The sequence below is a fragment of the Stenotrophomonas sp. ATCM1_4 genome, assembly GCF_004348115.1.
GTDB lineage: Bacteria > Pseudomonadota > Gammaproteobacteria > Xanthomonadales > Xanthomonadaceae > Stenotrophomonas > Stenotrophomonas capsici.
Genome location: NZ_QPFB01000001.1, coordinates 1671213 through 1685830, shown reverse-complemented (window position 1 = coordinate 1685830; position 14618 = coordinate 1671213). Strand labels below are relative to the sequence as shown.

Here is a 14618-nt window from a genome sequence, read left to right as displayed (position 1 = left end):
ATGGTATGCCTTCGAACAGGAGTGATCGGTGCAGCAACAGGACAACATCATGGTGGGCGTCGAGCGGGAGCTGGCCCTGGCGCCACTGCGGATATGGATCGTCGGCAGCCTGGATGTGGTGCAGCCGCTGGTCTGGCATGGCGCGCAGGTGCATGCGCTGGACAGCATCGACGCGCTGTACCGCGAGCTGGCCATCGTGCCGTGCGACATCGTGCTGATCGACACCTCGCAGATCCGCGAGGACGTGGCCAGCACCGTCGCCCACCTGCGCCGTCGCGATGACCTCGGCGTGGTCCTGCTGGTCGACCCGGCCACCCCCGAGGCGGTGGCCGAAGGCCTGTGGGCCGGCGCCGACGCCTGCCTGCCGCAGCGGCCCTCGTCCAACGTGCTGGCGGCCAAGCTGTACAGCCTGCGTCGTCGCCTGCCCGGCGAGCCGGCGCAGGTGGTGGAGGCCAGTGCCGCCCGCCTGCCGGAACAGGGCTGGATGCTGGAATCCGATGCCTGGGACCTGCGCGCGCCGGGGGGCAGCCTGCTGGCCCTGACCGAAGCAGAACGGGCGTTTCTGTCCCTGTTGTTCTCGTCTCCCTCTGAGACGGTGGCGCGTGAGCGCCTGATCGAAGCCCTGACCGACCAGCCCTGGAGCTTCGACCCGCACCGCATCGAAGTGCTCGTGCACCGGCTGCGCAACCGCGTGCGGATGGCCACCGGCCATACCCTGCCGATCCGCGCAGTACGGGGAAGTGGCTACCGCTTGACGGTCTGAATGTATAAATTTCGTTCAGAATAAATTCACGAATTTGAAATTTCGCGCATTCAGCCGAGTTCCGCGGATGCACCGTGATTTCCCTGTGAAAACAAGATGATGGTGATGTGAGCCAGATCACATTATTTGTGTGATGTGAGGAAGTGAAAGTATCCGTCATGCGGCGGCACTGTTTCCGCGTAAGAGCGCAGTGAGAATCCGCGCCGTCACACGCACCTCACGGTGCTGAATTGCGACCCGTTTTGGGGCGGGTCGCTGTTTCGAAGCTCAACGAAACCAAACGGACTGCCTGGACGGGCAGCCCGAGCGCGCGCTTGCAGAGGCTCTCCGGTGAAAAAACAACTTCAGCAGTACACGGTCCGTGCGGGTGATACCGCCGGTAGTCATCATGGACATGGCCGCTCGCCGTGGTACGCGCCCATCGCCCGTGCCACAGCGGCACTGGTGCTGGGCCTGCTGCCTGCGGCCGCATTTGCCACGGTCGTGCCGCAGAACGTGAATCTGCCGCCGAACATGGGCGAGAGCATCGACACACCGCTGACCATCAGCTGGCTGCGCACCGCCACCGACGCGACCCAGACCAACATCTCGGTAGTGCTGCCGCCCACCGTGGACTTCGTGCCGCCGGCATCGCCCAGCGCCAGCGACTGCGTGTACACGGCTGCCACCCGTACCGTGTCGTGCCCGGTCGCCCCGGGCAACACCGCCACTGCCCCGAGCGGTTCGGTGGGTTTCAGCATCCGCGCGCGCCAGCTGGGCAGCTTCAACCTGACCGCGACCTCGAGTAACAGCGCGACGCCTGCGACCGGCACCACCACCGTCCGTGAGACCGGCAACCTGCAGGTCGAGAAGACCCTGATCACGCCGGACAACGGCCAGGGCGCGACCGGCGGCACCGCCACGTTCGAGCTGCATCCGCGCATCGCCTCCGGTGGCAGCGCACTGCCCAGCGGCGCGCGCATCGTCATCACCGACCAGCTGCCGACCGACACCGCCAACGTGGTCACCGCCATCACCCCCTCACCGGCCAACAGCGCCGTGTGCGAGACCGTGGCCCAGGCCAACAGCGCCCGTGCGTTCAGCTGTACCTACAACGGCCCCATGAGCCTGGCCCAGCTCGACGCCGCCAAGGTCACGGTAACCCTGCGTACCAACGGCCTGGGCACGCACACCAACAACGCGACCATCGCCACCGCGAACGACAACTACTTCGACGCGGACCCGAACGACAACTCCGACAGCGCCAGCTACAACATCGTGCTGGGCACGGACATCGAAGCGCTGGTGAGCTTCCCGTCGCAGCCGCTGGAAGTGGGCACCGCGCAGAACCTGGTGCTGACCTACAAGAACAACGGCCCGCAGACCAGCACGGCCGGTGGCACCGTGAGCACCATCGTTCCCGACGGCTTCGTCATCGGCACCCTGCCGGCGGGCTGCAGCCTGGAGGCCGGCCAGCAGCTGACCGTCTCCGGCACCGTGTATCCCGGCACGCTGGTGACCTGCGATGCCGGCGTGGTCGCTTCCGGCAGCAGCAAGCCCTTCACCATTCCGCTGACGATGCCGCAGACCGGCACCGACGGGCGCTTCCCGGTCGTGGCCACGCCGCCGGCCGCGCTGAAGGACTGGAACGAAGCCAACAACAGCGTGCTCGCGCCGTACCAGATCAACGAGCCCTACACCGACATCGGCCTGACCAAGACGAAGAACCCGTCCAGTGGCCCGGTCAGCCCCGGCGCGCCGATCACCTCCTCGTTCTCGGTCAGCAATGGCATGAACAGCACCAGCGCGGCCAGCTACACGCCGGCGCAGCCGCTGTACGTGGTTGATTACATGCGCCCGGAGGAAATGGACGCCAGCTACGGTGTGAACGGGTTGGCGAACGTCACCCCGGGCTGGGAGTGCACGGTCCAGCGCAACGTGAGCCCGCCGACCGGCATCTCTGCTGCCTTCACCACCCAGGTGACCTGCAAGACCACCGGTACCGGCACGGTCGCGCGCGGCGGCAGCCTGCCGTTGTCGTTCCAGACCCGCGCCACCGCGATCGTCGGCCAGTTGAACCTGTCCAACCGTGCCTGCACCGGCATCACCGCGCTGGGCCAGCTGGGTGTCAACGCGGCCGACGCCGCGCAGCCGGCCGACCGCAGTGCCACCAATGACTGCGCCACCGCCGGCACCGGCCTGAACCTGACCGACGTCATCAATGACACGGCCTGGGTCAACATCCGCAAGGACTCCTCGGTCGACCAGATCACCTGGCACGACGACGTGGCCGACGCCCCGACCCTGTCCGGCGCCGCCGAGACGGTGTACTGGAAGATCCTGGTGTCCACCCCGAGCACCACGGACAAGCCCAACCAGAAGACCATCCCGACCCTGAACCTCACCGACAACGTGCCGGGCGTGCTCAACACCTCGGTGTTCAAGGGCCAGGTGCGGGTGCTGTCGGCGGCCGCGATCAGCGGTAGCGCAGGTGCCGTCAGCTGTCCCGCGCTGGGGTCCGGTGCGCGCAACCAGACCTGTACGTTCAGCAATGTGGCACCGGGCACCGAGATCGAAGTGGTGCTGGCGGTGGATCGTCCGCTGCAGTCCACCAGCGGCGGCAGCGATCTGACCAACACCGCAACGCTGACCTCGCCCAACGCGGTGCTGTCGAGCCTGCGCGCCGATGGCCTGTACTCCGACTCGGCGGCGGTGAAGGTCCTGCCGCGCACCGACTACCGGATGACCAGCAAGACCGTCACCCCGAGCGGCACGGTGCTGATCGGCGAGCCGATCTCCTTCACCCTGACCGCGCGCAACCACGGCCCGGACGAGGCGCCGCAGAACGACTTCCACATCACCGACGCCCTCCCGACCGGGACGGCGACGATGGCCGGTGCCACCTACGAGATCATCGACGTGACCGTGCCGTCCGGCAGCATGCTGGACTGCTCGGCCAGCAACAAGGCCACCGGCGCCATCTCCTGCGTCAACAGCCGCGGCGCGATCGCCGCGCAGACCACCGAGACGGTGACGATCAGCGCACGCGTCAAGAAGCCGGCCAACCTGCAGGTCGCTGCCGGTGGCGTGGTCTATCCGTCGGTCACCAACCAGGCGTCGGTCGCCAGCCTCGGCGCTGTCTGCCAGTGGCTGCCGGGCGCCTCGACCAGCTGCGACGACGCCGCTTCCAACAGCAACAACAGTGCCGACGTGACCTTCGAGGTCCGCGTGCCGACCATCGACCTGCAGCAGAAGAAGACCCAGGTCTATCCGAACGGCCGCAACACCTTCGTGGTCGGCGACCAGCTGCGCTACCGCCTGAGCACCTTCAACCTGGGGCCGTCGCAGGCCGAGAATGTGGAGGTCCGTGACCGGATTACCGCACCGGCGGGCTTCACCGCTACCTTCGACCGCATCGAGAACGTCAACACCGGTGCGCCGGTGAGTGGCTATGTCTACAAGACCGACGTCGATGTGACCTGCAGCCAGCAGGGCGCGGAACTGGTCTGCCTGCTGAATTCCGTGCCGGCGCTGAACCGCCTGGACAAGGAACACATGGTGGCGTTCGATGTGCTGTTCACCATCGCCGGTGATTCCAGCCAGCCGGTGCTGTTCAACAACATCGCCTACGTGTGCGGCGACGAGACCACCAATTACGAAAGCCAGGGCAAGTGCAGCGCCGACGCAGGCGATGCCGGCAACAACCTGGAGCAGGTCAACGACGTGCTCTTCCCGTCGGCCGATCTGGAAGTGGCAAGCAAGACCACCGTGACCGCTGGTCCGGTCGATGTGGGCCAGCCGATCCGCTACGACATCGTGGTGCGCAACGCGCTGGGCAGCCGCGTGGAGAAGATGCGCGTCACCGACACCCTGCCGGCCGGCTTCGAGTGGGTGCATGACGCCGCCCATCCGCTGACCGTCACCGTCAACAGCGGCAGCGCCGCCACGCTGTCGGGCAGCGTGAACACCGTGGCCAGCAAGCCGGCCGCCGGCACCGACAACGTCTGCTACCTGTCCGCAGGCCCGGCGTCGATCACCGCGATGACCCAACAGCAGGCCGTGACCTGCGACCTGGGCGGCAGCTTCCCGTCGGGCAGCGCGAACACGCTGATGCTGACCCTGTGGGCGCGCACCGTGCCGGGCGTGTTCACCGGTGCCTATGCGCCGACCAACCACACCAACAAGGCCAGCATCGAACCGGGTCGTGACGACAACGACGAACCGACCTCGGTGGACCTGGTGCCAACCAACAACGAGAAGACCTCGACCACGCAGGTGCAGAACGCCAGCCTGGGCGGGCGTGTGTTCGCCGATGACAACGACAACGGTGACCAGGACAGCGGCGACACCGGCATCGCCGGGGTCAAGGTGACCCTGAGCGGCGTGGACCTGTACGGCAACACCGTGCTGCTGGAGGCCACCACCGATGCCGCCGGTGACTACCAGTTCACTCACCTGGCGCCGTCCGACGCGGCCGGCTACACCATCACCCAGACCCAGCCGAGCGGCTATGCCGCCAATGGCGCGCCGCAGCCGAACACCCCGCGTACGGTGCGCAACGGCACCAGCAACAATGTCAGCGGCAGCTACACCACCAGCAACACCGCCACCACCAGCGTGATCGGCGGCGTGGTGCTGGGCGCTGGCGGTACGGGCGTGCAGTTCGACTTCCCGGAGCCGGCCGAGCGCACCCTGTCCGGCTACGTGTACATCGACCAGGACAACAACAACGTCCTGGGCAGCGCCGATGCCCGCATCGGCCAGGCCACCGTCAACCTGCTGGAAGTGGAGACCGGCCGTACCCTGACCGCGACCACCGATGCCCAGGGCTTCTACCAGTTCACCGGCCTGACCGCCGGCAAGACCTACGAGTTGAGCGAGCCACTGCCGGCCACGCCGGCCGGCCTGGTGAACCAGCCGCTGGCGGTCAACCCGGGCAAGATCGGTGGCGTGCTGTGCGCCGCCGCCTGCACGGCAAGCACCACCGGCAGCGAGGACCGCATCAGCGGCATCAAGCTGGTCGCCGGCAACGGCACCGAGTTCAACTTCGGTGAGAACCTGACCACCGTGCTGTCCGGCAAGGTCTACCTGGACCGTGACGACAGCGGCCTCCAGAACGGCAACGAACCGGGCATTCCGGGCGTGACCATCACCGTCACCGATTCCAGTGGCGCCGTGGTGTGGACCGGCACCACCGACGCCAATGGCGACTACAGCGTGCCGGGCCTGATCGCCGGCCACGAGTACACCATCACCGAGACCCAGCCGACCGGCCTGAAGGATGGCAAGGAGAACCCCTCCAACGTCATTCATATCCCGCAGCTGCCGCCGACCGGTTCGGCCGGCAACAACTTCGGCGAACTGGCCGCCTCGCTGTCCGGTCGCGTGTACCTGGACCAGGCCAATGACGGTCACACCGTCAGCGATCCCGGCCTGGGCAACGTGCAGGTCACCCTGAGCCGTCGTGACGGCCAGCCGGTGGTCGATGTGCTGGGCAACACCGTGTCGGTGCTGAATACCGCCGCCGACGGCAGCTATGCCTTCATCGACCTGCCGGCCGGTGACTACATCGTCACCCAGCAGGTGGCGCAGCCGGTTTACACCCCGGCCGGCGGCACCCCGGTCACCACGCTCAATGGCATCACTACCGCCGGTACCGTCATCGACGGCGTCGCCGGTGTGGCCACGACCGTGCGCGCCACCCCCAGTGCCATCACCGGCGTGGTGTTGAATGCCGGCGGCAAGTCGGTGGACAACCACTTCGGCGAGATCCTGCCGGTGTCCGCCTCGGGCGTGGTGTTCTTCGACCTCAACAACAATGGCGTGAAGGAAGCGGGCGACGCTGGCATCGGTGGCGTGGATATCCGTCTGACCGGTACCGACGACCTGGGCAACCCGGTTGACTTGCCGTTGCAGACCAACGCCGACGGAACCTTCAGCTTCGAAGGCCTGCGTCCGGGCACCTATACCCTGATCGAGCCGACCCAGCCGGCCGGCACCGCGCAGGGCAAGACCACGGCAGGCCAGCTGGACAGCACCAAGGGCAACAGCGGTACCGCCAGCAATGGTGCGGCACCGGAGTCGAGCAAGATCACCAACATCGACCTGACCCGCCCGGGTGATTTCTCCAGCGACAACCTGTTCGCCGAGGTGCCGACCAACAGCGGCATCACCGGCAAGGTGTGGATGGATGCCAACAATGACGGCGTGGTCGATCCGGGCGAGGACGGTATTGCCGGCGTCGAAATGGAACTGACCGGCACCGACATCAACGGCAACCCGATCACCCCGATCACCGTCACCACCGGTGCCGATGGCAGCTACAGCTTCCTCAACCTGCCCCCGGGCGAATACAAGGTGGTGGAGAAGCAGCAGCCGGCCGGCACCAATGACGGCAAGACCAAGCCGGGCAACATCGGCGGCACGCCGATGGGCAACGGCTCGGCCGAAGGCAGCGCCACCGCGCAGAACCCGTCGTTCATCGGCACGATCACCGTTGGCGTGGGCCAGGTGTCGGTCGAGAACAACTTCGGCGAAGTGCCGGCGGCCAGCATTTCCGGCAACGTCTACAACGACAGCAACGACGACGGTATCCGCCAGCCTGAGGAAGGCGGCTTTGCCAACGTCACCGTCGAGTTGACCGGCACCGACGACCTGGGCAACCCGGTCACGCTGACCACCACCACCGACGCCAACGGCAAGTACACCTTCGAAAACCTGCGTCCGGGCACCTATGTGGTGACCGAACCGAACCAGCCGGCTGAAACGCTCAACGGCAAGACCACCGCCGGCAGCACGGGCGGCACGGGCGGCAATCCGTCGACGACCACCTCGGAGATCACCGGCATCGTGCTCAAGCCGGGCGACAAGTCGGTGGACAACAACTTCGGCGAGATCGGCGATTCGCCGGACATGCTGGTGAGCAAGTCGTCCAACACGGTGAAGTTCACCGTCAACAACGTCGCCACGTACACCATCCGCGTGCGCAATGGCGGGCAGCAGGCATCCACGGGCGAGTACATCGTCAAGGACCGCCTGCCGGCTGGCCTGAACCTGGCGGAAGTTCCGTCCGGCAATGGTTGGACCTGCTCCGGCGCGGTGGGCGATGCCCGCTTTGAATGCCGCAGTTCGGAAGTGGTCAACGCCGGTGCAACCTCCACCTCGGACATCACCGTCAAGGTGAACGTCACCGCCGAGGCCGCGCAGGCCGGCACCGTCAACAACGCCGTGCTGGTGGAAGGCGGCGGTGAGAACGAGTTCCGCACCCCGACCACCACCGAGCGCAACACGTTCGAAGGCGACGTGACCCAGTTGCCGGTGTGCGATGCGGCCATCACCCAGAACGTGTGCCGCGTGCCCAACCAGGTACAGCTGTCCGCATCGGTCGGCGGTACCGTGTGGTACGACATCGGCAGCGACGATGCCTTCCTCGACAGCGGCGATACGCGCCTGCAGTCGTGGATCGTGGAACTGCTGGATGCGGCGACCGGCCAGGTTGCCAAGACCACCACCACCGCCGTGGACGGGAGCTACCGCTTCGGCGACGTGGTGCCGGGCATAAAGTGGAACATCCAGTTCCGTGACCCTGCGTCGGGCGTGTTGTGGGCGTGGCCGGTGAACCAGGAAACCGCCGGTGGCATGGGCGTGTCCTGTGACGCCACGCGTGCCATCAGCGATGGCAGCAGCAGCGCCTGCCGTATCACCGAGAACGGCACCAGCCAGCTGCAGGTCGTGCTCGAAGCCGGCCAGCATCTGCCGCAGCAGAGCCTGCCGGTGGATCCGTCGGGCGTGGTCTACGACGCCATCACCCGTGATCCGGTGCCGGGCTCCATCGTGACCCTGACCCCGGTGGGCGTGTGCAACGGCTACGACCCGAAGACCGCCATCCTCAACGCCGGTGCCGGTGGCTACCGCGTGGAAGGCAACGCGGTGTCGATGACCGTGGGTACGAGCGGCTACTACCAGTTCATGTTCGGCCCTGCCGCGCCGGCACGTTGCGAGTTCCAGCTGACGGTGACGCCGCCGGGTGGCTACCAGTTCGTGTCGTCGCTGATTCCGCCGCAGGAAGGTTCGCTGTCGCCGCTGGGCGCAGCCGGCACCAGCCACCTGGTGCAGCCGCAGGCTGATGCGCCGACCGGTGCGGTGGGCACGCCCACCCAGTACTGGCTGACCGTGTTTGCCGGTTCGGCAACCGCCGGCATCGTCCACAACCACCTGCCGTTGGACACCTCCGCCGGTACCGGACTGGTCATCACCAAGACCGGTGACCGCCAGACCGCCGAGATCGGTGACACCGTGCAGTACAGCATCACCGTGCGCCAGACCTCCGGCAGTGCGATGGCGACGGTGAACATCGTCGATACGCTGCCGCGTGGCTTCACCTACATCGATGGCACCGCCCGTGTCGGCGGCCGCGCGCTGGATGAGCCGTTCGGCAAGCCGGGCCCGCGCCTGGGCTTCAACCTGGGCCCGATCAACGTCGGCCAGCAGTTGGTGCTGACCTACCGCGTGCGCGTCGGCGTCGGTGCGCAGCAGGGCGATGGCATCAACCGCGCGCAGGCCCATGGCTGCTCGATCACCGGTGGCTGTATCGATCCGGGTTCGATGACGCCGGTGCCGGGCTCGGTGCCGTCCAACCAGGCGCAGTACCGCGTGCGCGTCACCGGTGGTGTGTTCACCGAGGAAGCCTGCGTGCTGGGCAAGGTGTTCGTGGACTGCAACAACAACCACGTGCAGGACAACGAAGAGCTGGGCATCCCGGGCGTGCGTCTGTACTTCTCCAACGGCACCTGGGTGATCTCCGATTCGGAAGGCAAGTACAGCTACTGCGGCCTGACCCCGCAGAGCCACACGCTGAAGGTGGATCCGTCCACCCTGCCGGCCGGCTCGCGCCTGACCACCAGCAGCAACCGCAACCTAGGCGATGCCGACAGCCTGTTCCTGGACCTGAAGAACGGCGAGCTGCATCGCGCCGACTTCATCGAAGGCAGCTGCTCCAACCCGCTGCTGGAACAGGTCAAGGCCCGTCGTACCCAGGGCGAGGTGCGTGCGCCGGAAACCGAAACCGGCCAGTCGCCGCTGCGTTTTGAAAGCAAGCCCGCCCGTGCGCCGCAGCAGGCCACGGACTCGGCCAACCAGAGACCGATCGTGCATCCGCGACCCAACCCGCCCTCGGCATCCGCTTCGCAGGAGGTGCAGCCATGAGCCGTCATTGCCTGCGCAAGATGCCGCGCATGAGTCTGCTGGCCTGCGCGCTGGCCACCGCCGCACTGCCGGTCATGGCACAGAACGTGGGTACTAGCTCGCGCTTCACGCCGGTGTTGGGTGATGCCACCACGTTGTATCCGCGCTCGCTGGTCACCACCGATACGCCGCCGGAAGTCGTGGCTGCCCGTTCGGGCCAGGCCGACTACAGCGGCAACGTCGGCGTGGACCGCGTGTCGGTGGAAGTGGACCGCGACGGCATCCCGGCCGATGGCCAGACGCCGGTGCATATCACCGTGCGCCTGCTCGGTGCCGACGGCAAGCCGTTGGCCGGCAAGAGCTACGCCACCATCGAAAACAGCGGTGGCCGCCTGCGTCTGCCGGGCTCGCGCACCGATGAATTCGGTCCGGGCGCGGCCGATGCCGACAAAGTGATGCCGGGCGTACAGGTGGAAGTGGAAAACGGCGTGGCCGAGTTCGACCTGGTCGCGCCGCATGATCCGCAGGATGTGCTGTTGCGCATCACCGCCGGCGGCCAGACCGCCGAAGGCACCATCGGCTTCCTGCCGGAAATGCGCGAGCTGCTGGCGACCGGCCTGATTGAAGGCATCGTCAATTTCCGCAACAAGTCCAACGCCAGCCTGATCTCGCCGGTGCAGTACAACGACGCCTTCGACCGTGACATCCGTCGCTGGGAGAAGACGTTCAACAACGGCAAGGCCAATGCCGCCGCGCGCACCGCGTTCTTCGTCAAGGGCCAGATCAAGGGTGAGTACCTGCTCACCGCCGCCTACGATTCGGACAAGGATGTGCGGGGCCGTCTGCTGCGTGACATCCAGCCGGAAGAGTTCTACCCGGTGTACGGCGACTCGTCGCTGCGCGGCTTCGATGCACGTTCGGCCGAACGCCTGTACGTGCGCATCGACAACAAGCGCAGCTACCTGCTGTACGGCGATTTCCAGACCGGCGACACGCTGGCCACCACCAGTGGCATCGGTGGCAGCGGCCCGATCCCGCAGCGCAGCCTGAGCACCTACAACCGTACCGCCACCGGCCTGGGCTGGCACTTCGAAAGCGAGCGCGTGCGTACCAACGTATTCGCCATCGAAGATTCGCTGCGACAGATCATCGAGGAGTTCCGCAGCCAGGGCAGCGGCCCGTACGCGTTGCGCAACAACGCCGTGCTGGAAGGCAGCGAGCGCGTGGAAATGATCGTGCGCGACCGCAACCAGCCCACGCGCATCGTTTCGGTGAAGCCGCTGGCGCGGCTGGTGGACTACAGCTTCGAGCCGTTCTCCGGCCGCATCCTGCTCAACCAGTTCCTGCCCTCGTTCGACAGCGACCTCAACCCGGTGTCGCTGCGCATCACCTATGAACTGGACCAGCAGACCGAGAAGTTCTGGGTGGTGGGCGCCGATGGCCAGTTCAAGCTGACCGACAAGCTCGAAGTGGGCGCCTCGGCGGTGGAAGACCGCAACCCGTACGCCGAGTTCAAGATGGGCAGCGTCAACGCCGGTTACCGCTTCGGTGAGAACACGATGCTGGTCGCCGAGTTCGCCCGCACCCGCAGCGAGGTCAACACCAACTCGCTCAACCAGGTCACCTCGCAGGGGTTGAAGGACGTGGTGGGCGAGGTGGAAGGCGATGCATGGCGCGTGGAATTCGCCCATGACGGCGGCAAGTTCGACGCCCGCCTGTTCGCCGCACGCACCGATCCGGAGTTCAACAACGCCGCCTCGCCGTTGTACGGCGGCCGTGGCGAGTACAGCGCCCGCATGGCCTACGCCGTGGGCCCGCGCCTGGAGCTGTACGTCGAAGGGATGCGTAGCGAAGACCGCAATCCGGATGGCGGTAAGCGTGACGCTGGCGGTGCAGGCGTGCGCATCGGTGCCACCGAGCGTCTGACCGTGGACTTTGGCCTGCGCAGCATCCGCGAGACCATCGGCGTCACCTCGCCGTGGTCGTCCGGTGCGCCGTTCGGGCAGACCGGCGGACTGACCGGTGGCTTCGCCACGGGTGGCGGCGGCGGTGCGCTGGGCTACGGCCAGCAGGCACTGGACCCGGCCACCGGCCTGATGGTCATCAACGGTTCCTCGAGCGGCAGCCCGATCACCAGCGACCTGCCGGTGGGTACCAAGCTGGAATCGGACAGCGCACGCATCGGCCTGGGTTACCGCTTCAGCGACAAGTTCAGTGGCGGTGCCGAGTACGAACAGAGCGTCAGCGGTGAAGACCGCAACCGCGTTGCCGCGGGCGTGGACTACCAGGTGTTCGAGCGCAGCCGCCTGTACGGTCGCTACGAAAAGCAGACCGGCCTGACCAGCGCCTATGGCATCACCACCACCGACCGCGAGGCCGATGCGCTGGTGTTCGGTATCGACAGCAGTTACATCCGCGACACGCAGGCCTTCTCCGAGTACCGCATGCGTGACTCGATCAGCGGCCGTGACGTGCAGGCGGCCTCGGGCATCCGCAACAACTGGGACATCGCCCAGGGCCTGCGCCTGAGCAGCTCGATCGAACGGGTGAACGTGGTGGCCGGTGATACCGGCGACAGCACCGGCCTGGCGCTGGCGTTGGACTACACCGCCAATCCGCTGTGGCGCGGCGCCATCCGTGGTGAACACCGCATCTCCGAGGACGTGCCGGGCACCACTGCCAACGAGGCCTTCAACACCACGCTGCTGCAGTTCATGGTGGCGCGCAAGTTGAGCCGCGACTGGACGCTGCTGGGTCGCAACTACCTGCTGGCCACCAACTACGAAGACCGTGGTGACGTGCTGCAGGATCGCTTCCAGCTTGGCCTGGCCTACCGCGACACCGACCGCAACCGGGTCAACGCGCTGATGCGCTACGAGTACAAGCTCGAGCGCGACGAAAGCGGCCTGACCCTGCTCGACGGTGAGGTGGTGGATGGCACCAGCCAGGACGTGCGCACCCGCGCGCATATCGTCTCGGCGCATGCCGACTGGCACCCGTCGCGTCCGTGGTGGCTGACCGGCCGCATCGCCGGCAAGTGGCAGCGCGACCAGTTCGCCTACAGCGACGGTGGCCGCGTCAACAGCAGCTTCAATGCCGTGCTGGTGTCCGGCCGCGTGGTCTACGACATCACCGAGAACTGGGACATCGGTGTGCTGGGTTCCACCTTCCGTGGGCAGTACGGTGCCAACCAGTACGCCTACGGTCTGGAAGTGGGCCGCTTGTTGCGCCAGAACCTGTGGTTGTCGGCCGGTTACAACTGGACCGGCTTCGAAGGCGACAGCGACCTCAACGGTTACGAGTACACGCAGCAGGGTGCGTTCCTGCGCCTGCGCTTCAAGTTCGATGAAGATCTTTTCCGTCGGGACCCGGTTCGTTACCGCGATCCGGCCCGCTGAGGATGACACCATGACCCTTTCGCCTATGAAAACCCGCTCGTTCCGCACCCTGCTGGCCGCCGCTGTCCTGACCGCTGTCAGTGGCGTGGCCACCGCGCAGCAGACCCAGCTCAACCCGCAGGCCAAGCGCATCACCGACGAGGCCATCCATGCCGACCTGGAGTCCTACGAGGCCACCCAGGGCCGCATCCAGGCGCTCAACGACGGCGGTCGCCCGATCCGCGACTACCACCTGTCCAAGGCGCAGTGCTGGCTGGACGTGTCCTTCCACGAGTACACCCGCAACGACCGCAGCGCCTTCCCGCAGGAAGCACTGACCGAGTCGGAGAAGCTGATCGTGGACATGGAGAACGGCGTCTCGCCGATCCCCACCGACACCGCGTTGGTCAACAACGCCAAGTACCTGCGTGCCGACCTGTGGCAGCGCCTGAAGGTCATCCACGGCACCCCGGGCTTTGCCTGCGCCGCGCAGAAGGTGGCCTGCGGTGAAGTGGAGCTGGTGCACGCCGGCAACGAGTTCAACCAGCAGCAGTGGCGTCACTCCAAGCCGTACATCCAGATCGCCGAGGACCTGGTCAACGAGGCGGAGACCGCCGCGCGCCTGTGTGGCGTCGCCGACCCGACCGGCGCGGTTGCGCCGACCCCGGCGCCGGGCCCGCTGATCGCCAACGTGCTGTTTGAGTTCGACCGCGACGGCTACAAGGACATCCGCACCTACTCGCTGGAAAGCGTGGACCGTGCACTGGCCACGATCAGCAGCGAGCAGCGCGAGCTGGCCGGCGTCACCCTGGTCGGGCATGCCGACCGCATGCAGGGCAACGGCTTCGACTACAACCAGGCATTGTCCGAGCGTCGTGCCAAGACCGTGCGCGAGCTGCTGATCGGTCGTGGCGTGGCCGCCGACAAGATCCGCTACGAGTACCGCGGTGATACCCAGCAGGTGCAGCAGTGCGACGGCGTCAAGCCGCGCGCCGCGCTGCTGGAATGCCTGCTGCCCAACCGCCGCGTGGAAGTACGCTTCGAGCTGGGCCGGTAAGCGCCCGCGCGGACGAGGTGACGTGGAACGCCCCGGCCATGCCGGGGCGTTCTGCTTTCTGGACGAGGTACCTGGCCGGCTGCGGCATTGGACGGGGCAGGGCCGGGCAGAGCGACGGCACCCCTCCCCAACTCTCCCCTGCTGCGCAAGGGAGGGGGCGGCTCCCGTGAACGGTCAGGTCGTCGCAGCACCGCTGTTGCTCCCTCCCTTTGCCGCAGGCAAGGGGAGGGCTGGGGAGGGTAGCCTCCATGCCCGCAGC

Annotated in this window: 4 protein-coding genes; all 4 read left to right on the top strand. The window is 66.8% G+C overall.

Annotated features, from left to right (window positions below; genetic code table 11):
• Positions 1–28: 28 nt before the first annotated feature.
• The 4 genes from ATCM_RS07855 to ATCM_RS07845 all read left to right on the top strand — a co-directional run bounded on the left by ATCM_RS07855 (position 29) and on the right by ATCM_RS07845 (position 14359).
• Positions 29–763 (top strand): winged helix-turn-helix domain-containing protein, encoded by a 735-nt coding sequence (locus ATCM_RS07855; protein WP_132863969.1) that lies wholly within the window; start codon positions 29–31, stop codon positions 761–763.
• Between the two features lie 330 nt (positions 764–1093).
• Complete coding sequence (locus ATCM_RS07850) at positions 1094–9946, top strand: SdrD B-like domain-containing protein (protein WP_132863968.1); 8853 nt, start codon at positions 1094–1096, stop codon at positions 9944–9946.
• Positions 9943–13323, top strand: a complete 3381-nt coding sequence (locus tag ATCM_RS19085; RefSeq protein WP_165931152.1) for a hypothetical protein — start codon at positions 9943–9945, stop codon at positions 13321–13323. Before ATCM_RS07850 ends, ATCM_RS19085 begins: the two co-directional genes overlap by 4 nt.
• Before the next feature lie 10 nt (positions 13324–13333).
• The gene (locus ATCM_RS07845; protein ID WP_165931151.1) at positions 13334–14359 is read left to right on the top strand and encodes an OmpA family protein; all 1026 of its coding nucleotides are present in this window, start codon (positions 13334–13336) and stop codon (positions 14357–14359) included.
• Positions 14360–14618: the final 259 nt, after the last annotated feature.

Bases quoted from the DNA above. Each gene is read 5' to 3' on its own strand.
- ATCM_RS07845 (WP_165931151.1), top strand. From the start codon at position 13,334: ATGACCCTTTCGCCTATGAAAACCCGCTCGTTCCGCACCCTGCTGGCC.
- ATCM_RS19085 (WP_165931152.1), top strand. From the start codon at position 9,943: ATGAGCCGTCATTGCCTGCGCAAGATGCCGCGCATGAGTCTGCTGGCC.